Genomic DNA, 21,111 nt, shown 5'->3' on the forward strand with positions numbered 1-21,111 from the left:
TTCCTTCCTCCTGTTTTTTAAAGACGTTTCCGTCTCTTTCTCCACAACAGATATCCCCCCGCGAGCGCTACGGCCGCCATGCTTCCTGCTATCCACTGCCAGATCTCGTGTCCCATCCACACATGATAATCTTCGCTGACAATCTCCACGATTCTGGCGTGCTCTGTGCTTTTTCCCGCAATATCGTACATCTGCCCTATCAACGCCAGAGCTTTTCCATTCCACTCCTCATAGGCTTCGTCCACATCTTTCTGATCTGCCTGCCCCTTCATGGCCTGCCGCACCACGGAGCGATAGTCTGAAGATGCGCTGTGCCATGCCTGATTCAGGGTTTCCAGCTGCTTGGCTGCTTCCTGGCCCGGATTCAGAACCAAACTGGCCAGATTGATACCTTCCGCCAGCTCGGAACCCCGGTACTGTCCCACCAGAATCCGGTTCATATACACCCGGTAGGTGATGTCCGGGTGCAGTCCCTTCACCTGAAGATCTTCCCTGCTGATTTCGTCAATTACTTCAAAATACTGGGTTGCCTGTTCAAATTCATAGGTCACTGCCATGGGCAGACTGCCGGGCCGATATCGAAATGATATGTATCGGTCGCCCTTTCGTTTCAGCTTCGTCACTTCCGCATTCCGCGCCTCTGCGGATTCACCTTCCCCTATTTTCACGGAAGCTGCTTCTTTGCCGGCCCCTTGCTGATACAGAAAGAAGAAACCCGCCAGGGTATTCCCCATGGCGTTGGGATGCACATTGTCCGTCACGGTCAGAGTATCGTCTGGAATCATCTGCTGCACAATATCGGTCACCCAGAGCATGGGCGTATGCAGGTCAATATAATGGGTTCCCAGCTCGTCGGCCAGGATTTTTAACTCGCCTGCGTATTCATAAAGCAAATCATCGTCCCTGTGCTTCTTGGAACCATCTTCCCGGTAATTGGAGCTGCGGGTCTGATCGTAGGGCGTCGGCGCCACTAAAATGATGTGATCGTTGTCGATCCCCTTTTTATTCAGCAGCTTTACCAGCTGATTGATACTGTGAATATAGCTGGAGGCCGACCAGTCGTGAAGGGCTTCGTTCATTCCAAACATGATCACAGCCTTGTTGATTCCATCTATGGCCTTGTCCGTCACCGCCGCGCTTTCACTGTACAGCCGTACCGCATCGGAAGCCATATAGGAAGCTGTTCCCAGATTACGGAATTCCAGCTTCCAGTCCGGATAGCGTGTTATATAATAATTGTAAATAAATTCCTGATAACTGATACCTGTATAGTCTACCTGAGTGATGCTATCGCCGATAAAGCCCACCACATCACCGTCCTCAAACATACAGTCGGCTTTTTCCGGCATAACCTGGGCAAGCTGCCGCTCCAGTTTATCGTCGCTGTCACTGGCGCAGACGGTACTTCCCGGCAGCAGAACTGCCGCGCAAATCAGCGCCGACAGGCATTTTTTCCATTTTTTCATAATCACTCCACTTTTCCTTGTAACTCGCAGTAAAGTATAACTTAAAAAGGGATATGCCGCAAGGCATATCCCCCAAAATACCGAAAATATTAAGAATATTTCACAGTTTTTTCACGCTTTAGTTGATGACAACGCCCTTCTGGAGCATTACGTTGGCATATACTGCGCTCTCTCCGGTAGCAATGATGGCGTACGCCTTCTTTGCCTCCTCGTAGAACTGGAACCGCTCGATGTTGCCCACGCAGGCCGCGCCTCTCTCATCGTGCTTTGCCACGATCTCCTTGTAGGTATCCCAGATAGGAGTCTTTACGGGATCGCCCGGCATAACCTCCATCAGATTCATGGGCTTCTCCACATAGGTATCCAGAGGAATCACCTGCAGGATAGCGTCCAGCAGTTCCGGTACGCCATGTCCGTCGCAGCGGAGCACGATCGCTTCCTTCCCCATGGATTCAGCCGGGAAATTGCCGTCTGCGATTACGATACGGTCACTGTGTCCCATTTCACAAAGCACCTTCAGCAGCTCCGGGGATAAAATCTTCGGAATTCCTTTTAACATAATACTTCTCCTTTTCTGTTTCAGAAAGGGCACACCATCTGGTGTGCCCCTCACTATTTTATTCAGTTTTCAGCGATACTGCCGAAACAGATTACTCGTACAGGTTCTGTGCGATCTCTGCGTCTCCGCAGTTCTCTGCTGTATACCACTGGCATCCGGTATCTGTATCCTTAACAGCTGCGGTATTTCCGGAAGCTGCATCGTACAGAAGCTGAACCAGAGTCTCACCCATAGCTACCGGAGCCTGAGTAATAGAACCAAGCAGAACGCCGTCCTTAACTGCCTGAATCTGAGCTGCGCCAGAGTCAAAGCCTGCTGCAACAATCTTGCCCTCGCCAACGCCGCACTTGTTCAGGTTCTCGTTTGCGGTGATGATAGCGTTTGCGGAATGCTCGTTGGAGCCGTAGATTGCGATAGTATCCTTCTCGTTCATCAGAGCGGTTGCATCTGCTGCAGACAGCTCAGAGGTAACGCTTGCCGGTACACGAACGTCGATAACAACGTCAGCGCCATCGGTCTTCTCAGCCTTGGAATCTGCGATGTACTTGTCGTTTCCAACTACGTTAGCAGTCTTGCCATCAGCCTTAGCCAGCTCAGCGAACTTGTCGATGAAGCCAAGACCTCTGTTGATAACGGACTCGGAAGTAGCATCCTGAGCTACTACACCAACACGAACCGGAGCGGTTGCGTTAGCTACCTGATCCTTAACTGCCTCGTAAACCTTCTCTGCTGCCAGAGCGCCTGCTGCGTAGTTGTCAGTAGAGCAGTTTGCAAGTACGGATCCTTCCGGAGCGCCCGGAACACCAGAGTCAAATCCGATTACCGGAATATTGCTGTCTTTTGCTTTCTGAAGCAGATCCTTAACGGACTCTGTATCCAGAGCTGCCAGACCAACTGCTGTCGGGTTAGCGTTCAGAGCACTCTCAAGCTGCTGAACCTGCTGGGAAATGTTGGACTCACTGTCCGGACCTACGAAGTTAACAGTAACTCCGAGCTCTGCAGCCTTCTGCTCAACACCCTTCTTAACTGCCTGCCAGTACTGATGCTGCAGACCCTTGGAAACGATCTCGAAAGACATTCCGCTTGCGTCAGCTGCCGGAGTTGCTGCTGCGTCGTCTGTGGTCTCCTCAGTTGCTGCGTCAGGAGTTGTTGTGGTGGTGGTATCCTTGGAGCCGCCGCATGCGGTCAGTCCAACTACCATCGTTGCTGCAAGAATTGCTGCCAATACCTTCTTTTTCATGTAAAAATCCTCCTTTTATTAAGTTCTCCTTATTGGATTCTTTTTTTATATGAACTGCTCGCCGCAGTACACATCGTTATATAGTTTTGAATTCCCCTTACTTATCCAGCTTCTTATTCTTCAGTACGTCGATGTAAACAGCTACAATCAGTACCAGTCCTATGATAATCTGCTGATAATTTGCCTGAAGTCCGATAAGCGGAAGTCCTGTCTGGAGTACGGACATAATGAATACTCCCAGGATAGTACCGGAGATACTTCCGGCTCCACCGCTCATGGAGGTTCCTCCGATGATAGCTCCGCCGATAGCGTTCAGCTCTACACCACCGCCGCCGCCGGGCGCCATGGACTGGAACGCGGAACTGTAAGCCAGCGCTGCAAGTCCTGTGAAGATACCGGCGAATACATACGCCATGGTCTGATATTTTGCTACGTTGATACCGGACAGGCGGGTTGCCTCTTTGTTACTTCCGATTGCGATGATATAACGTCCTGTACGTGTCTTATTGAGCACGATACTCATAACCACTGCCAGAATCATAACCCACAGGAAGCCCAGGGGAAGCTTAGTCTCACCTACTGTCAGCTTGAACAGGCTTCTGGTCCAGCCGTTGGGTGCGGTAGCGCCCGGCCAGGTTACGCTGGCTCCGCCGGTAGCGATAGCGCCCAGACCTCTGGCAATCATCATGGTACAGAGGGTTGCCAGGAACGGAGCATGTCCGCCCTTGGAAACAATCAGTCCGTTGATAATTCCCATTACCAAACCGCAAATCAGGGTTGCCAGAATACCTACGATAACCGGCATTCCCTGACGTGTAATCAGGTATCCGCCAATCAGTGCGTAGCAGAACATACCGGTTCCGATGGAAAGGTCAACACCGCCTGTAATCAGGCAGAAGGTTACGCCGATTCCAAGGAATGCCAGGTAGTATGTATAATCCATGATACTTAACAGTGTAGAATACTGTCGGAATGAGGGGCTTACCGCGCTGAAGAACGCTATCAGGGCAATCAGCACAATCACGACGACAATTTTCTGTACACCAATCGCTCTCACAAGCGGATTGTTTGTAAAAGCATTTCCGTTTTTCTTGTCTGTCATTGTCTTATTCCCTCCTAATTTCTAAGCGTTGCCGCGTGCATGATCCGCTCCTGTGTGGCTTCTTCGATTCCCAGCTCGCCGGTCTTTCTTCCCTCACACATGATTACGATACGGTCACTCATTCGCAGAATCTCTGTCATCTCTGAAGAAATCATGATAATGGATTTTCCTTCCGCTACCAGCTCATTCATCAGGTGATAAATCTCGCTCTTCGCGCCTACGTCGATACCTCTGGTAGGCTCGTCGAAAATCAGGATGTCGCAGTTTCTTACCAGCCACTTGGCGATAACCACCTTCTGCTGGTTTCCTCCGGACAGGTTGACTACCAGCTGATCCACGCTGGGGGTCTTGGTCTTCAGGGCCTCTACATATTCCTGAGCTGTATCCTTCTCCTTCTTCTTATCAATGAAGATACCCTTCATGAAGTTCTCCATGGAAGCCATGGTGGAGTTCTCAGCTACTGTCTTGTCTACTACGATACCGAAACGCTTACGGTCCTCGGAGAGGTAACCGATACCGCATTTAACAGCGTCCTGCGGAGTCTTGATATCGACCTTCTGTCCGTTGACATAGATATCGCCGCTATCCTTCGGGTCTGCTCCGAACAGTGCTCTGGCTGTCTCGGTACGGCCTGCTCCCATCAGTCCGGAGAAGCCGAGGATTTCACCCTTGTGAAGCTCGAAGCTTACATCCTTTACCATTCTTCCCGCATTCAGGTGCTCTACCTTCAGAACCACCGGCGCGTCTGGCGCAACCTGGCTTTCTGTCTTCGGGTCCTCATAGATAACACGGCCAACCATCATGTTGATGATGTCGTCCTTGGTGGAATCCTTGGTAATCAGAGTTCCCACATATCCGCCGTCACGCATGACGGTTACACGGTCTGTGATAACCTTAATCTCGTCCATACGGTGTGAGATATATACGATACCCATCTGCTTATCGCGCAGGTCTCGGATAATCTTGAACAGTTCCTCGATCTCCGCCTCAGTCAGGGCTGCTGACGGCTCGTCGAAAATAATAACCTTCGCTTCGTGGGAGATGGCCTTCGCAATCTCACACATCTGCTGCTTTCCGACTGTCAGACGGCTCATGGTCTCCTTCGGGTCGATATTGATACCAAGCTGATCAAACAGCTTCTTTGCTTCTTCATTCATCTTCTTATCGTCGATAAGCTTTCCATTCATGTACTCACGGCCGATAAAAATGTTCTGAGCTACGGTCAGATGACCCATCATGTTCAGCTCCTGGTGCACGATAACGATACCTGCGTCCTGGGCCTCTCTCGGATTGGTGAATTCTACTTCCTTACCCTCGTAGGTAATGGTTCCCGCATCCTTGTGGTAAATACCTGTCAGAACCTTCATCAGAGTTGACTTGCCGGCTCCGTTCTCACCCATCAGAGCGTGAACCTCTCCCTTACGTACCTCCAGGTCTACGTGATCCAGCGCATGTACGCCGGGGAACGACTTGTCAATTCCCTTCATGGTTAAAATTACGTCACCCATTTTTCGCTTCCCCCTTCCGATTAATTCCGTCTGCGCCGGCTTCTAAGGTCAGCGTAAACAACCACCAGTACGATGATACCAGTAATGATATACTGATAATTGATCTGGAATCCCATAGCCAAGATTCCTTCCTGCAGAAGGGCTATAATCAGAACTCCTACCAGAGTTCCGGCGATGGATGCCACTCCACCGGTCATGGAGGTACCGCCCATTACGCAGCCCGCGATTGCCTCGTTATTGAAGGTATCGCCCAGACCCGGCTGAACGGTAGTGTATGCTCCTACATAGAAGATAGCTGCAAGTCCTGCCAGCAGGCCACAGATGATGTAGGCAAGCATTTCCCATTTCTTTGTATTTACACCGGACAAACGAACCGCCTCGCGGTTGCTTCCGATACAGAGAATGTATCTTCCGGCTTTTGTCTTATTTAAAATAATGGAGCAGATAATCGCGCCGATAATCAGATAGATAAGACCGGTCGGAATATCCGTACCGTTTATCTTCATCTTTACCAGATTACGGAACCAGCCGTTGGCGTCTGATGACTGGGGCCAGCTGACAGACTGTGTCTTGGTGAATACGGAGCCGACGCCCTTTGCAATCATCATGCTCGCCATGGAGGTGATGAAGGAAGGCAGTCCTGCGTAAGCTACCAGGAAACCATTGATGATACCGAAGATGGTTCCTACCAGAATGCTTACCAGCAGACATACCGGAAGCGGTACACCCTTCAGGGTCAGCATATATCCTGAAATCAGTGCTGAACAAAACATAACCGGTCCGATTGAGAAATCGATTCCTCCGGTCGCAATTACGAATGTTACACCCAGTGCAAGAAATCCTAAAAAGTAAGCGTAGTTCAGAGCACTTACGATTCGAGAATAACTTACGAAGCTTGCATTTGTCTTAATCAGCGGCGTCGCAATGGCAAACAGTATGTACAGCACCACCATAACACACAGCAGAACCAATGTGTTAAAGCCAATCTTTTTGACGAACGCATTTTCTTTTATCTTCTCCACTTTCCTTCCTCCTAACTTCTGACTGCCCCTTTTCGTTTCACCCCAATAAGAAACGAAAGGAACGGAACAACCATTTCTTCAGTCTTGTCCGCTCTGTCAATCTATGACTATTATATGTCCAAATTATGAATAAAGTAATAGAAAATCTTTTTGGAAAGGTTGAAAATCTTCTTTAAATCAACGAAAATGTGGTAAAAAAAGTGCCTTTTTCAACATAAATAAAGATTCCGCAGGCAGCTGTCCAAAACAGCCGCCCGCAAAATCTTTATTTTGCAATCGGAAAGAGAAGCTTCTGGTTCTCTTCTGTATACATATTCTCTTTTGTAATCAGTTCCGAACCGGAATCTGTACTTTTCGCAATCTTTCTCCCCCGCACTGCGTTTACTGCCGTCTCCACACCCAGGTATCCCATGTTGAAGGGCTTCTGGATCACCAGGGCTTCATAAATACCCGCCTCCAGATACTGGATCTGTTCCATGGAACTGTCAATGCTGCCCATCCGGATCAGATCGGTCTTTCTCAGAACACGCACAGCCCGGGCCGCGCCTACGGCAGAATACTCGTTGAGACCCACGATCATATCCATGTCCGGATATTTTTTCAGAAGCTCCTTCGTCTGCTCATAGGCTTTGTCTGCGTCGGAATCGCAGAATACAATCTCCACAACCTGCTCTCCGAATTGCCCCAGACCCGCGCGGAAGCCTGCTTCCCGGCCTACCGCCGTGGAGCTTCCTTTTACGTGGCCTACGATACCGATGACGCTGTCTTCCTTTGCGAAGCGCTTCATATAACTGCCCAGCTTATAACCGGCCTGGTAATTATCCGTAGCCACCACAGCGCTTCCTACCGGTTCGTCCATGATGGAATCCGCCAGAATCAGCCGGATTCCGGCTTCTTCTATCTGCTTCGCGTAAGGCACCGTCTGATCGGTGCTGCAGGGACAGAGCACTATGGCGTCCGGCTCTGTGGCTATGGCCTCCAGAATCATCTGATTCTGTTCCTCCACCTGCCGCTCATTTTCCGGCCCCATCACCGTCAGGTTTACATTGTATTCTTCTGCCGCCGTCTCTCCCCCCTGATAAACGGAGGTCCAGAAATCCGTATCGTCCAACGCCTTCTGAATCAGCACAATATCCAGCGGACGGGCCGCTTCCCGTTCTTTTTTCCAGTACCAGAAGCCTCCCGCCAGTACAACGATCGCCGTTCCGGCTGTCAGAAGAAGCCTCATTCTCTTTCTATTCATTTTCAACCGCAGCCCTATCCTTTCCGGCCGGAATCACCACCATGGCCCGGGTTCCCCTGCCCGGCTCGCTCTCGTAACGCAGTCCGTATTCCGGTCCGTAGAACAGTCGGATCCGTTCGTTCACATTGGAAACGCCTACCCCGTTGGATTTGGTATCCCGGATATGCTTCTCGAACATATGGGCGAGGGCTTCTTCATCCATTCCGATACCGTCGTCCTCCACCTCCAGCCAGATCAGACCGTCCTTACGGAAGCCGCGAATCTCGATGGTGCCCTTTCCTTCTTTATATTTGATACCGTGATAAATCGCATTCTCCACCAGAGGCTGCAAAAGAAGTTTTACAATTTTTTCCTCTTTTATACTGTCCTCTACCGCGATACTGTATTCCAGCTTATCCTTATAACGCATCTTCTGAATGGTCAGATAGGCCTCGGTGCAGTCGATTTCCTCTCCGATGGTCACCAGCTCCTGCTCGTTGCTGATAGTACGCCGAAGCAATCTGGCCAGGGAGGAGGTCATAGTCACAACCTCTTTATTCTTCCCCCATTCTGCCATCCAGATGATGGAATCCAGGGTATTATATAAGAAATGCGGATTGATCTGGGACTGCAGCGCTTTCAGCTCGTATTTCCGTTTTGCCCGCTGCTCCCGCTCGCTCTGCTTCATCAGGTTCTGGATTTCTTCGGTCATGATGTTGAAGCTGCGGGTCAGAGAACCGATTTCACTGTTGTCACGGACCTCCAGGGCCGCATTGCCGAAATTTCCCCGCTCCACTTCCTTCATGGAACGCTCCAATCCTTTGATGGGCCGGGTGATCTCATTGGAGATCAGATACCCCAGTGTCAGCGCCACAGTAAAAAGCACCAGAGCCATAATCACGTAAATCAGCCGGGCCGCATCGGTTCCCTCCATCAGCTCAGCTATATCAGACACACCCACCACGATCCACCCGGTGGCTTCAGAGCGGGACACCGTGTACAGCTTTCCGTCGTCTGTTACAAAGGAGGTATCGCCGCCCTCCATGACCTCGCTGATCAGTTCGTGCTTCATTCCGCTGTAAATCAGCTGCTGCTGGGGATGATATACGATACTCCCATCCTTATCCAGGATATAGACGTAACCCTTATTTCCCAGGCTGATATGCTCGCACAGCTCCTGAATAGAGTTATAATTCAGGTCTACAAAGAAGACGCCGCAGACGCCCGGACTGATCTTATTGGTGATGCTTCTGCTTAAGGTCACCACCCAGTTGTATTTATCCCGCACCGCGTTCTGCACATGGGAGGAGGAGATAGCCGCCTGTCCCTGCAGTTCAAGCGCCTCCTGATACCAGGACATCTCTGTGACCCTGGCATAAGGATTCAGCTCCGCCCACCCGTCATTGATCACCGGCTCCCGGTTCTGGGGCAGCAGCCCGATATTGGTAATATCCCCACGGGTATCCGACACAGTCCGGAACACGGTTGTAATTCTTTCCCGCAGCTCCCTGGCACGTTCTTCGCTCAGATTTTCCGCAAACAGATAATCCCGCACGTCCGTATTGCCGGATACGATATAGGAAATATTTTCCATGTGGTTGATGTAGGAATCAATATCGTTGTTCACCTGGCCAATCAACTGGGAGGTATATTCCCTGGAATTTTTCAGGACCGTATCCTCCGTATACTGCAGAGAAATCACCAGATAGGTCAGCAGCGAAAAGACGATCAGTGCGCTGAAGGCCACAATGATAGACGTGCGGATACTGCGGAACCGCATCAGCAGGCTTTTTTTCATTTCTTCCGTTTCTCCTTCGCGTACTCCGTAGGAGTCTTTCCCGTAGCTTTCTTAAAGGCTACGCTGAAATAATGGGGATCGGCAAAGCCAACCTCCTCGGCCACCTCATAGGCGCGCTTGGAAGTATTTTCCAGCAGCTGCTTTGCCTTTTCCATCCGCTTCTTGGTCAGCGCCTCAATAAAGGTTTCCCCGGTGTGGGCCTTGAACATGGTGCTGAAATAACTGGTGCTCATGGCCAGATAGGTGCAGACGGAGTTCAGCGTCACGTCTGAATTCATATAATTGCGCTCGATATATTCCAGCGTCCTTTGCGCCTGTTTTTTTCCATAGCTGTCCCTCTGCTCGTTCAGCAGCCGGGAGATATTTTTGCAGATGGAAATCACGTCTGTGGACATATCCCGCAGCCGTTCATAGGTATAAAGCCGGTTCATCAGTTCCTTTTCCTCTTTATAGATCTCCGGCTCCTGATCCTCCTCCAGATCTGCGCTGTTCACCACGCTGAGAAGCAGATTCTGCAGATAGATAATGGCGCGGGTCCGGTTCACCCGGCGCTCCCGCAGCTCCTGTGCAAAATCGCGCACCTCTTTTTCAATCTCCTCTGAATTACCTCCCTTTACTGCCGTGAGCACCCGTTCCGCCCAATGGGGCACGTCCACCGGGGCGCTCTTGCAGGCGTCCAGCATACCGGATACCAGGATCTGGGATCCGCCCAGCAGCCATTTCAGTTCCAGGGCTGCCTTCGCTTTTTCGAAGGACTGATACAGCTTCATCCGATCCTCCACCGTCTCGCCCACGCCTATGGTAGTCTCAATCAGAAGCAGTTCCCGGATGGTTGCCCGGATCTCTGCCAGCACAGTTTCTGTCTGTTTATCCAGCTCCTTCTGATCTTTCCCGCTGAAAATGATCACAGTCCGGGCGTCCATATTCTGGAACACCGCGCCCAGTCCCCTCTGCTCCACCAGCTCCTGGGTGATATTGTAGATGGAAAATAACGCCAGCTCCTCCCGCACGCCTGAATACCGGTTCAGGAACGGAGTCAGATCGTCTCCCTCCACAATCGCGGTATTATAGAAGGATCCCGGAAGGGATACATCCAGATCTCTCATTTTCTCTTCCAGCTCCTCCGGATGCTCGTCCCCGCGCAACAGGCTGTTCAGAAAACGTCCGCGCAAAAGAGGCCTGTTGCTCTGATAGGCCCCTTTTAATTTCTTTAAGGTTTTTCGCTTGCTCCGCGCTTCCTCCAACTGTTCCTTCGCCTTCAGAAGCACTTCCGTCAGTTCCGACGGCGTAATCGGCTTCAGGATATACTCCATGACCTGATAGCGTACCGCCTGCTTGGCATACTCAAATTCATCGTAGCCGCTGATAATAATGGTCCTGGTATCCGGACAATTCTCATAGATATATTTTGCCAGCTCAATACCGTCCACATAGGGCATACAGATATCGGTCAATACCAGATCCGGTTTTTTTGCCCGGATCACTTCCATGGCTTCCCGTCCGTTTTCACAGCTTGCCACCAGCTCAAATCCCAGTTCCCCCCAAGGGATATTTTCGCCGATTGCTTCGCGGATCAGGGCCTCGTCATCCACCAGCAATACCTTATACATAATGCTCCCCCACACTTATTTTACCCGATAAACTGATTGATCAGATTCATAATCTGGTCAAAGAACCGGGTGATAAAATTGCCTACCTTCTCTGTATCAATTTTATCCAGATCCAGTCCCATTCCCTTCAGCTTGTTATAAATCTCCGTCGCCTGTTTGGAAAGGGCGTCCACATCAATATCCAGCTTGCTGATCTTATGCATCAGTTCGATCAGCTGCTTGATCTGGGCGTCGGTCAGCTTAATATCAAACTGCTTCATGGCGTCGCGGATTACGGCTTCAATATCTGCGTCGCTGTCAATGTCGCCGGCCAGAACCTGCTGCTTGATATAGGCAATCATATCGGAAGCCGTCTCGGAATTTCCCAGGGAATCTCCCAGATCTCCGGTCACTACCAACTCGTTGACCGCTGTCTCCAGCGCCTGCTCATCTACCTTGCTGTCCGTCATTTCCGCGTAACCCTTTACCGCTCCAATCAGGGCTGAGGTTCCGGAGATATTGGTGGGAGCCGCCACGAATACGTTGGCGTCCTGAAGTCCTGCGGTCAGCAGCGCATTGGTATACATATCAATGGTACAGTAGCTAATATTATAAGTAGTTACATTCAGTCCCGCGCCCTCGTCGGCCGGACGAATCAGTACGGAAGACAGCGCTCTGGTTCCGATTACCGAAGAAGAAAGATAGGAATCCAGATACTGGTGCTCCTCGCTGTTGGTAATGCTGATCACGTCATAATCGTCCAGGTCGCCTTCATCGATACCCAGGAGTCCCAGCACCGTCGCCCTCTGATCGGCTTTTAAGTCCGCGCCCAGAGCCAAAATCGGCTTTTCATCGGAAGCAGCGTCTGCTGTAACTCCAAGCCCCAGAACCAGGGTCATTGCCAGTGCCAGTGATAACAGTTTCTTTGTCAGTTTCATGATTTTTTACCTCCCGCTTTCCGTCGCGGCTCAGCAAGCCGCACGTACAGCCATGCGTAGAGATCCTTGTAGACCGTAGCCCGGTCTGTCTCATTCAGGATCTCATGTCTGTCATTTTCATATAAAATCCAGGTTACATCTTCCATACCGGCCGCCTGAAAGCTTTTCCGTACCTGTTCTACACCTTTTCCAAAATTTCCCACCGGATCTGCGCTGCCGGACGCAAAGAGAATCGGCAGATCCTTTGGCATCTTCTGAAGATTTTCCGGTCTGGACGCGTCCTCAATGCTGCGGAACAGATTGTAATAGCCGTTCAGCGTAAACAGGAAGGTACAACGCTCATCTTTAAGATACGCATCCACCATCCGTTCATCCCTGCTCAGCCAGTCTTTGCTGGTACGGGCCGGCTGGAAGTGCTTATTATAGCCGCCAAAGGCCAGATTGTCAACAAAGGGCCAGCGATACCGCCAGCCGCGCAGCTTCGCCATACACCGGCAGAGCTTCTGCCCAAACCGGAGCGCCGCCAGCGGCTGGCTTCCGGTTCCCATGATAATGGCCCCGTCCAGCTCGTCCCCATAGCGGCACAGGTACTGCCGGAGCAGAAAGGATCCCATGCTATGCCCCAGGATAAAGTAAGGCAGATCCGGATATCGCTTCGCCGTTTTCCGGTGAAGCCTCCGCAGATCCTGCAATACGATCTCATTTCCGTTTTCTTCCGCGAAATAACCCCAGTCCTCTTTCTTCACAATGGAACGGCCATGTCCCAGGTGATCGTTTCCGATGACCAGAAATCCTCTGTCCGTCAGATATGAAGCAAACTCCTCATAGCGTTCGATATATTCTACCATGCCGTGGAAAATCTGAAGCACCGCCACCGGCTTTTCCTGCTCCGGCCTCCATTCCACCCCATGTATCTTCGTTCGTCCGTCGGCGGACGCAAATGTAAATTCCCGTTTTACAGCCATTCTGTTTTCCTCAAAAAAGGGGTGTCCCAGAGCATCTCCCGCGCGCATCTGCACGGAGACCGCTTTGAGATACCCCTCTCATCTCTCTGTATCTGTTATTTCCCGGCAAGCATATTCTCCGCGAAGTCCTGAATCGCCTTCGCCGCCTGCTCAAAGCTCATCTGGGTTGTGTTGATACACAGATCGTAATTCTGCATACTCTCCCATTCCTGACCTGTAAAATACCGATAGTAATCACGGCGATACTTGTCCGTCTTGGTAATGAACCGATCCGCTGCCTTCCAGTCGATCTTCTGACGGTTCATCTCCTTCTCGATACATTTCTCCCGGGACGCGTAGATGTATACACGAACCAGTCCCGGCTTATCACGGAGTACATAATCTGCCGCACGGCCAATTACCACGTAATTGGACTCGTCTGCCAGCTCCCGCAGCACCTTCGCCTGATAGTTAAACAGGTTGTTGTTGGAAGTAAAATCTTCCTTCTCCGGCGGGATCAACCCTCCGGTGTATACCTTCTGGGACGCCCGGAACAAAAGACTCTGCTTCTGATCCTCGTCTGCCCTGGCGAACAGCTCCTCGCTGATACCGCTGTCGTCAGACGCCAGACGGAGGATATTCCGATCGTAGAGCTCCACGCCCAGATTCTTTGCCAAAATTTTTCCGATAGAGGTAGCCCCGCTTCCGCAGGTTCTGGTGATTGCTATTACGAATTTGTCCATATACAAGCCTCCTCTTTTCACCACTGATAGTTAATTTTATTGTAGTTTTTTTTCGGGCTTTTGTCAATTGCTGTTTCGCTTGTCAAACAGGGACCGCTCTGCTATTATCAGATTAGATTGTTATCCCATTTTATAGAAGTAAGGCAGGTATCTCCTTTATGAAGCATACGATTCAGAAATTCCACCGGCTTTCCACGCCTACGGCCGCGGCTCTTTCCCTGTGCCTGGCTCTTTTCCTGGCGCTGGTGCTGGAACTCGGTATTTTTCAATTTTCTTATTTTACACAGAACTCCGGAGCTTATCCGGAGACAGCCCTTGACCTCTCCGGCATGGAGGGCTGGAACGGGGAGGCCCTGGCAATCTTGCCGGAGAATCCGTCCGTATCCTTCGACGGCCTTTCCCTGCCGACGCGCAGGGTGACCGTGACCATGGCCGGGCCTTCCGGCGTCATCTCCGGCAATGTGGGCATCTGTGACGCGGCCAGTTCTGTGAAGACCACCGGGGCGGGCAGCTTCTCGGTCAATCCGGGCGGTCAGGAAAATACCTTTACCGTGCGGCTCCAGAGCCGCGGCGATCTAACCCGGCTGCGTCTGACCTTTGCGGAACTGAATGAGCCGGTTTTTCTGCTCTCAGCCACCCTGAATGCCAGACAGCCCCTCGCCATTCACTGGCTTCGTGTATTCCTTCTGACCGGGCTTCTGGCCGCGCTGTTCCTGACCTTACGCTTCCGTCTCTACGCACAGGATTATCAACCGGACAGACGCAGCCACCGCCTCCTGAATCTGGGCGTGCTGCTGCTTGCTTTCTTTATCTCCGCCGGAATTCTGTATGGAAGCGATGCTTCCCACCAGCTTCTGCGGCCCTATCCGACCCTGGAGGAGGTTCGCTCCCCGGAGATGGTAGTGGACGCTTACATGCAGCAGCTGGACGCCTTTGAAAAGGGACAGCTGGAGCTTGACCTGGACGTCAATCCGGCCTTACATGAACTTACCAACCCTTACGATAAGGGCGAGCGGGATAAAAATGGTGTGAAATATCACTGGGATCGGGCCTATTATAACGGAAAATACTATTCCTACTTCGGCCTGGCACCGCTTTTTATGGTCTATTACCCGGTATTCTGGCTGACCGGCATGCTGCCCACGACCATTTTCGCAGGAGCCTGCCTCACCGTTTTTGCCATTCTGTGTATCTTTGCGGCCATTCAGGGGCTTATGCGGCTCTTTACGCCAAAGGCCAACCTGCTGCTCTTTCTCTTAGGAGAACTGGCTGTGATAGGCGGCAGCTTTCTGTGGCTTATGCAGGCTTCAGCCTCCAGTTTTTACTATCTGCCGCTCATTGCCTCCTTTGGCTGGCTGGGCGCATTTGCAGCTTTCGCCTGCTATGGATATCAGGCAGGGAAGCCCTGGAAACGGATCGTACTCTTTGCGCTCTGCGGACTTTCCGTAGTAATGCTGGTATTGTCCCGGCCCAACGCAGCGCTGCTGGCGATGGCCTTCGGCGCGCCGCTATTCCTGCAAATTCTCTTTGATAAGAAGCGGCCTGCCCGGCAGCGCTTTCTGGAAAGCGCCCTGCCTTTTCTGATCCCGGTTCTCATGGGAGCAGCCGGAATCATGTATTATAACGCTATCCGTTTTGGATCGGTTTTTGAATTTGGCACCTCCTACCAGCTGACGGAAAGCGATATCCGCTACAATTCCGTGACGCCAGGCCTGCACCATTTTGGTTCCATGCTCTATCACTATTTTGCGGAATCCTTTGTATACACAGAATTTTTCCCCTTCCTGCGTTTCACCACAGAGAAATGTGTGGATTTCGGCAACTATCTCTATCAGGAATACAGCGCAGGGCTCCTGCAAATGCCGCTGAATCTGGTCATATTCCTGTTGATTCCGGCAGTATTCACGCGGTCTTCTTCCTCCGACCGGAAAGGACTTCTGAAAAAACAGACCGGCGTGCTGGTGCTGCTGGCGGCTCTGGCCCTGGGGTATCTGGATTTTATGCTGGGCGGAATCCATATCCGCTATGTCTGCGACCTGACCCTGGCTCTGTCCGTGCTGGCCCTGTTCCTGATACTGGAGCAGATCCATTTTGACGGAACGCGATCCGCGCGAATTCTGTACGTAATAGTGTTGTGCGCGATACTGGTGACGATTGGGAGGGGAGTTCTTACGATTTTCTCGAATGAAACCAATGATGTGTTGTTAAAGAATCCGGACTTCTATCTGTATGTGAGCCGGATATTCCATCCATAGAAAGAAAATACGAAGGGCTGTTACAGCAGAATATTACAGTTTTCCATATCCCATGTTCGCCCGTTTCTCGTTACAGCTGTATGCCTGGCTCAGACTAAAGTCTGCTCCATTCATACAGCTGTCTCGAAAAGGCGGACATCTGGATATAGGAAAAACTGTTTATACTCTCTGCAACAGCCCTTTATACTGCATTTTACAAGCTACGCTTAGATATTCAGCAGCTCGCTGTAAGCCTTCAGCGCTCCGTCCGTATCATGAGCCAGTACGCGCTTTGCCAGCACCTTACCCAGCTGTACGCCCTCCTGGTCGAAGCTGTTCAGGTTCCATACAAAGCCCTGGAACATGATCTTATTCTCAAAATGGGACAGCAGCGCGCCCAGTGTCTCCGGAGTCAGCTGATCGCCCACGATAATGCTGGAGGGACGTCCGCCCGCGAAGTACTTGTTACGGTTCTCATCTTCCTTACCGCAGGCAAAAGCTACCATCTGGGCAACTACATTCGCGCAGAGCTTCTGCTGGCTGGTGCTGTCCTGAATATCCACGTCTACGCCACACTGGTTGTTCTTGAAGCCAATGAACTGCAGCGGTACGATATCAGTTCCCTGATGAAGCAGCTGATAGAAGGAATGCTGTCCATTGGTTCCCGGTTCGCCGAAGATCACCGGTCCGGTTACATAGTTTACCGGCTCGCCAAAGCGGTTCACGGATTTTCCGTTAGACTCCATATCTGCCTGCTGCAGATGTGCCGGGAAGCGGCTCAGTGCCTGAGAGTAGGGAAGTACTGCGGTGCAGCCCATGCCCAGCACGTTGCGCTCATATACGCCAATCAGGGCGTCCAGCATAGCCGGGTTCTCCAGAAGGTTCTCCTTCTTCGCAAGCACGTCCTCTGCGGCTGCGCCTGCCAGGAAGCGGTCAAACACCTCCGGTCCGAAAGCCAGGGATAATACAGCGCCGCCTACCGCGGAGGTAGAAGAATAACGGCCGCCGATATAATCGTCCATGAAGAAGGCTGCCAGATAATCATCGCTCTTTGCCAGCGGGGAGGTCTCGCTGGTTACGGCTACCATATGCTTGGAAGCGTCCAATCCTGCCTTTGCAAGAGCGTCCTTTACGAAGGACTCATTGGTCAGGGTCTCCAGGGTGGTACCGGACTTGGATACCAGCACGAACAGGGAATGTGCCACGTCGATGGACGCCAGTACGGCTGCCGCGTCGTCCGGGTCTACATTGCTGATAAACTTCGCTTCCATCTTGAAGGTATCATGCTTCTTCGCCCAGTTCTCCAGCGCCAGATACATAGCCCGGGGGCCCAGGTCGCTGCCGCCGATACCGATCTGTACAACGGTAGTGAATTTCTCGCCTGCCGCATTGGTAATCTCGCCTGCGTGTACTTTATTGGCAAATTCTGCTACTTTTTTCTGCTGCTCTACGTAAAACGCGCGCTTGTCCACGCCGTCCGCTACGACTGCGTCGCCCAGCTGTCCGCGGGTCAGCTGATGCAGAACCAGACGCTTCTCGCCAGTATTGATGACTTCGCCGTTATAGAGCGCCGCGAACTTCTCTGTCAGCTGCGCTTCCTTTGCCAGCTTGGCCAGTGCCTCCAGCACCTTTCCGTCCACTGCCTTGGCAGCGTAGTTATATGCCATGCCTTCTGCCATGGGCACACTGTATGTTTTGACACGCTCTGCTCCGTTTTCTCCGGACATAACCTCTGCCAGATTTACGCGCTCCGTGTCCTTCAGCTCCTGATAAGCTTTCAGGGTATCCAGATTCTTCCATTCTACCATTATAGATTTTTCCTCCATTTCTGTTATTCCGATACCATAACCTGTATGCAGAATCACCTGATTCACCCGCATTGTACCATATTTATATCTTGCGATCTACCCCTGCAAAAATTTTACACAAATTTTTTTCATATTTTTTAAAATTTTACTGGACAAACCCGTTCACTTGTGCTATGATATCATTTGTTGACGGCAAGTCGCTAAAACGGCGTGTGGCTCAGCTTGGTAGAGCGCTACGTTCGGGACGTAGAGGTCGCAGGTTCAAATCCTGTCACGCCGACGAATGAAAAGGAATCCTTAAATCGGATTCCTTTTTTTATGTTCTTTTCTTCTTTTTCTTCTTCGCCAGCGGCCGGAACACGGTCACCCTGCCGATGAAACACACAAGCTGCACCAGTATCACACCGACGGTGATTCCGATGCTGTCGATAGCCACGTCCCGTTTCGACGGTCCGCGGCCTGCCACAAAGGACTGGTGATACTCGTCCAGGGCCGCAAAGCCCACACAGAAGCCTCCGGCCAGAAGTAAAAGCCAGATCCCCCGCACGCCATATACATACAACGGGAAAGACACGGAGACCGCCAGCAGAAAATATTCTGTCATATGGGCCAGCTTCCGCACCGGATGATGAATTCTCTCGATATAATGTGCCTCCTCCTGCGCGCTCCAGTGCAGCTCAAAGGCCTCGTTGGCCGTCTCCACGATAATTTCGCTTACCTTGTAGCTCAAATTTCCCGACGTCGCTCCATCCTGGGCGGAAAATCCATAGATCAGATACATCATGACCAGCGCCGGAAGGAAGGACAGGGGTTTTAAAATTCCTCTTAAAATTATTTTTATCATAATACCTGATTTCTATTATGGCTCATGACTGCTGCGGAATAGGGCGGCATATAGATCTCAACCGCTCCGTCGCTGACCAGATAATGGGCTTTTTCCAGATTGAACTCCTCTTCCATAGACAATACCTGGCGCTCAAACAGCTCGCCGTCAGAAATCTCGATCTGCCAGACCGGAACCGTCAGACGAACCGCCTCTTCCGTATTGTTGATAATCGTCACCACATGGTTATCTCCCAGAAAACGGCCAAAGGCAAAATGTCCGCCATCCGCGTACAACGGAATTCCGCTGCCTCTCCGGCAGGCCGGATTTTCCTTCCGGACACGAATCAATTCCTTATGATAGCGGATCAGCTCCTGATCCTCCTGTCCCCAGGGATACGTTCTCCGGCTGTCCGGATCCGTAAAGCCGCAGACGCCCGCCTCGTCGCCATAATAGATGGTCGGCGCGCCGTGCCAGGTCATCATCAAGGCCACTGCCTCGCGGAAAACGGCCTTGGATACTCCTTCCTCCGCCGCTTCGCTGCCCAGCTCATCTACCCGGCCCACCTGATGGTTGGTGCGGGTCAGGAACCGGGAATGGTCGTGGTTGGAAAGCTGGTTCATGGCAATCAGGAAGGACTGGCCCGTAAAGGCGCAGGATTTCTCCCGCAGCGTATCCAGGAACGCCTCCGCGTTATTCAGAAGCGTCGGCTCGCAGCCGTCGCTGTGCTTCTCCATGCCGGTCAGGTACCAGGTGATGGGCTCCATAAAGGTATCGTAATTCATGATGGAATCCCACTCGCCTCCCTGCAGCCAGGTGGTCGCGTCCCCGTAATGCTCCGCGTAAATCACCGCGTTGGGGTTAGCCTCCTTCACATTTTTCCGGAAATCCCGCCAGAATTTGTGGTTAAACTCCGGGGACAGTCCCAGATCCGCCGCCACGTCCAGACGCCAGCCGTCCACGTTATAAGGTGGAGAAACCCATTTCCGGGCAATTCCCATAATATAATCATAGAGCTCCTGAGAGGTCTCATAACTCAGCTTCGGAAGCGTATCATGTCCCCACCAGCCGTCATAGTACTGATTATAGGGCCACTCATGGGTATTGTTAAACTTGAAAAAATTCCGGTAAGGACTGTTCTCGGAGACATAGGCTCCCTTTTCATAATCCCCGTCTTTCTCATAGATACGCTCCCGATCCAGCCATTTGTTGAAGGATCCGCAGTGGTTGAAGACGCCGTCCAGCAGCACCTTCATGCCGCGCTTATGAATCTCCTCCACAAAATGAACGAAGAATTCATTGCTGGCCTCCAGGTTTTCCTTGCTGACCACCCGCTTGATATACCGGGTAGCTTTCTGATTGTCCAGCTCGCCGGGAGGAAGCAGTTCGCCGCCGTCCTCCTTGATCACCGTATAATGGGGATCGATATAATCATAGTCCTGGCAGTCATACTTGTGGTTGGACGGAGACACGAAAATCGGGTTCATGTAGATGACCTCTACACCCAGATCCTGCAGATAGTCCAGTTTATCCAGAATTCCCTGCAGATCGCCACCGTAAAAACGGCGCACGTCCATTCCCTCAGGCGGTTCATTCCAGTTGCTGACCCGCTCCACCTGCTTATGGATATAGCTGTACTCGCCCGTCTGCACATCGTTGGTGGGATCGCCGTTACAGAAGCGATCCACGTAGATCTGATACATGACTGCGCCCTTGGCCCAGTCCGGCGTAGCGAAGCCCGGAATAATACGGAAGGCATAACAGTCCTGCAGGTTGTTGGTGACACTCAGCTTATTGTAAAAAATCCGCTCCTCGCCGGAACGGATTTCAAAATAATAGTAAATGGTGTCCTTGCCTGTTTCCCGTTCGATTTCATAGTAGTCAAAGCGTCCCCGGGAACAGACCTTTGTCATCGGTATCCGTTCCTCCCCGCTGATAAAATATACCTGATCTACATTATCTTTCGCCGTCCGAAAACGAAGTCTGACCCGCTCTCCCGGCTTTGGCTCCAGTGGTATCCGGAAAGCTTCCGACTCCTCCACGAAAAGTGCCTGCTGGTTAATCTTTCCCATACTTCTCTCTCTTTCTGACACAGCCGCTCTCCCGCAGCCGTTC

General features: G+C 51.6%; 16 protein-coding genes and 1 tRNA gene. 2 read left to right on the plus strand and 15 right to left on the minus strand.

Features of this window, described 5'->3' with window-relative positions:
- Positions 1 to 17: 17 nt before the first annotated feature.
- The 12 genes from ACTNCH_RS04130 to ACTNCH_RS04185 all read right to left on the minus strand — a co-directional run bounded on the left by ACTNCH_RS04130 (position 18) and on the right by ACTNCH_RS04185 (position 14,131).
- A complete protein-coding gene (locus ACTNCH_RS04130; protein WP_441018907.1) occupies positions 18 to 1,466 on the minus strand; it encodes a GDSL-type esterase/lipase family protein in 1,449 nt (482 codons plus the stop codon).
- 118 nt (positions 1,467 to 1,584) lie between these two features.
- Positions 1,585 to 2,025 (minus strand): RbsD/FucU family protein, encoded by a 441-nt coding sequence (locus ACTNCH_RS04135; protein WP_441018909.1) that lies wholly within the window; start codon positions 2,023 to 2,025, stop codon positions 1,585 to 1,587.
- A 91-nt stretch (positions 2,026 to 2,116) separates the two neighbouring features.
- Positions 2,117 to 3,265 carry a substrate-binding domain-containing protein gene (locus tag ACTNCH_RS04140; protein ID WP_441018911.1) on the minus strand — a complete coding sequence of 383 codons (1,149 nt, stop codon included), beginning with the start codon at positions 3,263 to 3,265 and terminating at the stop codon, positions 2,117 to 2,119.
- 97 nt (positions 3,266 to 3,362) lie between these two features.
- Positions 3,363 to 4,367 carry an ABC transporter permease gene (locus tag ACTNCH_RS04145; protein ID WP_441018913.1) on the minus strand — a complete coding sequence of 335 codons (1,005 nt, stop codon included), beginning with the start codon at positions 4,365 to 4,367 and terminating at the stop codon, positions 3,363 to 3,365.
- A gap of 14 nt (positions 4,368 to 4,381) precedes the next feature.
- Positions 4,382 to 5,875: a sugar ABC transporter ATP-binding protein gene (locus ACTNCH_RS04150; RefSeq protein ID WP_441018915.1), complete on the minus strand. Its 1,494-nt coding sequence runs from the start codon at positions 5,873 to 5,875 to the stop codon at positions 4,382 to 4,384.
- A gap of 20 nt (positions 5,876 to 5,895) precedes the next feature.
- Complete coding sequence (locus ACTNCH_RS04155) at positions 5,896 to 6,897, minus strand: ABC transporter permease (RefSeq protein ID WP_441018917.1); 1,002 nt, start codon at positions 6,895 to 6,897, stop codon at positions 5,896 to 5,898.
- Positions 6,898 to 7,162: 265 nt separating this feature from the next.
- Positions 7,163 to 8,140, minus strand: a complete 978-nt coding sequence (locus tag ACTNCH_RS04160; RefSeq protein WP_441018919.1) for a substrate-binding domain-containing protein — start codon at positions 8,138 to 8,140, stop codon at positions 7,163 to 7,165.
- Positions 8,133 to 9,917 carry a cache domain-containing sensor histidine kinase gene (locus ACTNCH_RS04165; protein WP_441018921.1) on the minus strand — a complete coding sequence of 595 codons (1,785 nt, stop codon included), beginning with the start codon at positions 9,915 to 9,917 and terminating at the stop codon, positions 8,133 to 8,135. The genes ACTNCH_RS04160 and ACTNCH_RS04165 overlap by 8 nt, the downstream gene beginning before the upstream one ends.
- Complete coding sequence (locus tag ACTNCH_RS04170) at positions 9,914 to 11,527, minus strand: response regulator (RefSeq protein WP_441018923.1); 1,614 nt, start codon at positions 11,525 to 11,527, stop codon at positions 9,914 to 9,916. The genes ACTNCH_RS04165 and ACTNCH_RS04170 overlap by 4 nt, the downstream gene beginning before the upstream one ends.
- Positions 11,528 to 11,547: 20 nt before the next feature.
- Complete coding sequence (locus tag ACTNCH_RS04175; RefSeq protein WP_441018925.1) at positions 11,548 to 12,444, minus strand: DUF1002 domain-containing protein; 897 nt, start codon at positions 12,442 to 12,444, stop codon at positions 11,548 to 11,550.
- On the minus strand, positions 12,441 to 13,409 hold the full coding sequence (locus tag ACTNCH_RS04180) for an alpha/beta fold hydrolase (protein ID WP_441018927.1): 969 nt from the start codon (positions 13,407 to 13,409) through the stop codon (positions 12,441 to 12,443). The genes ACTNCH_RS04175 and ACTNCH_RS04180 overlap by 4 nt, the downstream gene beginning before the upstream one ends.
- 95 nt (positions 13,410 to 13,504) lie before the next feature.
- Complete coding sequence (locus ACTNCH_RS04185) at positions 13,505 to 14,131, minus strand: AAA family ATPase (protein ID WP_441018929.1); 627 nt, start codon at positions 14,129 to 14,131, stop codon at positions 13,505 to 13,507.
- A gap of 158 nt (positions 14,132 to 14,289) precedes the next feature.
- Here ACTNCH_RS04185 and ACTNCH_RS04190 point away from each other — a divergent pair, with 158 nt between their 5' ends.
- Positions 14,290 to 16,386: a hypothetical protein gene (locus tag ACTNCH_RS04190; RefSeq protein ID WP_441018931.1), complete on the plus strand. Its 2,097-nt coding sequence runs from the start codon at positions 14,290 to 14,292 to the stop codon at positions 16,384 to 16,386.
- Between the two features lie 206 nt (positions 16,387 to 16,592).
- Here ACTNCH_RS04190 and ACTNCH_RS04195 read toward each other — a convergent pair whose 3' ends face one another.
- The gene (locus ACTNCH_RS04195) at positions 16,593 to 18,173 is read right to left on the minus strand and encodes a glucose-6-phosphate isomerase (RefSeq protein ID WP_441018933.1); all 1,581 of its coding nucleotides are present in this window, start codon (positions 18,171 to 18,173) and stop codon (positions 16,593 to 16,595) included.
- Positions 18,174 to 18,379: 206 nt separating this feature from the next.
- On the opposite strand from ACTNCH_RS04195, the gene ACTNCH_RS04200 reads away from it, so the two are divergent.
- Positions 18,380 to 18,453 (plus strand) — tRNA-Pro (locus ACTNCH_RS04200).
- Positions 18,454 to 18,489: 36 nt separating this feature from the next.
- Here the strand turns inward: ACTNCH_RS04200 and ACTNCH_RS04205 are convergent.
- Entirely contained in the window at positions 18,490 to 19,014 is a 525-nt protein-coding gene (locus tag ACTNCH_RS04205; protein WP_441019180.1) for a VanZ family protein, read from the minus strand.
- The gene (locus ACTNCH_RS04210) at positions 19,014 to 21,068 is read right to left on the minus strand and encodes a glycoside hydrolase family 13 protein (protein ID WP_441018935.1); all 2,055 of its coding nucleotides are present in this window, start codon (positions 21,066 to 21,068) and stop codon (positions 19,014 to 19,016) included. Before ACTNCH_RS04210 ends, ACTNCH_RS04205 begins: the two co-directional genes overlap by 1 nt.
- Positions 21,069 to 21,111: the final 43 nt, after the last annotated feature.

Source organism: Candidatus Merdisoma sp. HCP28S3_D10 (assembly GCF_052065835.1).
GTDB lineage: Bacteria > Bacillota > Clostridia > Lachnospirales > Lachnospiraceae > Laedolimicola.

Excerpts from the sequence above, each read along its gene's own strand:
- ACTNCH_RS04140 (WP_441018911.1), bottom strand. The coding sequence starts at position 3,265 with ATGAAAAAGAAGGTATTGGCAGCAATTCTTGCAGCAACGATGGTAGTT.
- ACTNCH_RS04180 (WP_441018927.1), bottom strand. The coding sequence starts at position 13,409 with ATGGCTGTAAAACGGGAATTTACATTTGCGTCCGCCGACGGACGAACG.
- ACTNCH_RS04150 (WP_441018915.1), bottom strand. The coding sequence starts at position 5,875 with ATGGGTGACGTAATTTTAACCATGAAGGGAATTGACAAGTCGTTCCCC.
- ACTNCH_RS04210 (WP_441018935.1), bottom strand. The coding sequence starts at position 21,068 with ATGGGAAAGATTAACCAGCAGGCACTTTTCGTGGAGGAGTCGGAAGCT.
- ACTNCH_RS04185 (WP_441018929.1), bottom strand. The coding sequence starts at position 14,131 with ATGGACAAATTCGTAATAGCAATCACCAGAACCTGCGGAAGCGGGGCT.
- ACTNCH_RS04130 (WP_441018907.1), bottom strand. The coding sequence starts at position 1,466 with ATGAAAAAATGGAAAAAATGCCTGTCGGCGCTGATTTGCGCGGCAGTT.
- ACTNCH_RS04145 (WP_441018913.1), bottom strand. The coding sequence starts at position 4,367 with ATGACAGACAAGAAAAACGGAAATGCTTTTACAAACAATCCGCTTGTG.
- ACTNCH_RS04195 (WP_441018933.1), bottom strand. The coding sequence starts at position 18,173 with ATGGTAGAATGGAAGAATCTGGATACCCTGAAAGCTTATCAGGAGCTG.
- ACTNCH_RS04165 (WP_441018921.1), bottom strand. The coding sequence starts at position 9,917 with ATGAAAAAAAGCCTGCTGATGCGGTTCCGCAGTATCCGCACGTCTATC.
- ACTNCH_RS04175 (WP_441018925.1), bottom strand. The coding sequence starts at position 12,444 with ATGAAACTGACAAAGAAACTGTTATCACTGGCACTGGCAATGACCCTG.
- ACTNCH_RS04170 (WP_441018923.1), bottom strand. The coding sequence starts at position 11,527 with ATGTATAAGGTATTGCTGGTGGATGACGAGGCCCTGATCCGCGAAGCA.
- ACTNCH_RS04160 (WP_441018919.1), bottom strand. The coding sequence starts at position 8,140 with ATGAATAGAAAGAGAATGAGGCTTCTTCTGACAGCCGGAACGGCGATC.
- ACTNCH_RS04190 (WP_441018931.1), top strand. The coding sequence starts at position 14,290 with ATGAAGCATACGATTCAGAAATTCCACCGGCTTTCCACGCCTACGGCC.
- ACTNCH_RS04135 (WP_441018909.1), bottom strand. The coding sequence starts at position 2,025 with ATGTTAAAAGGAATTCCGAAGATTTTATCCCCGGAGCTGCTGAAGGTG.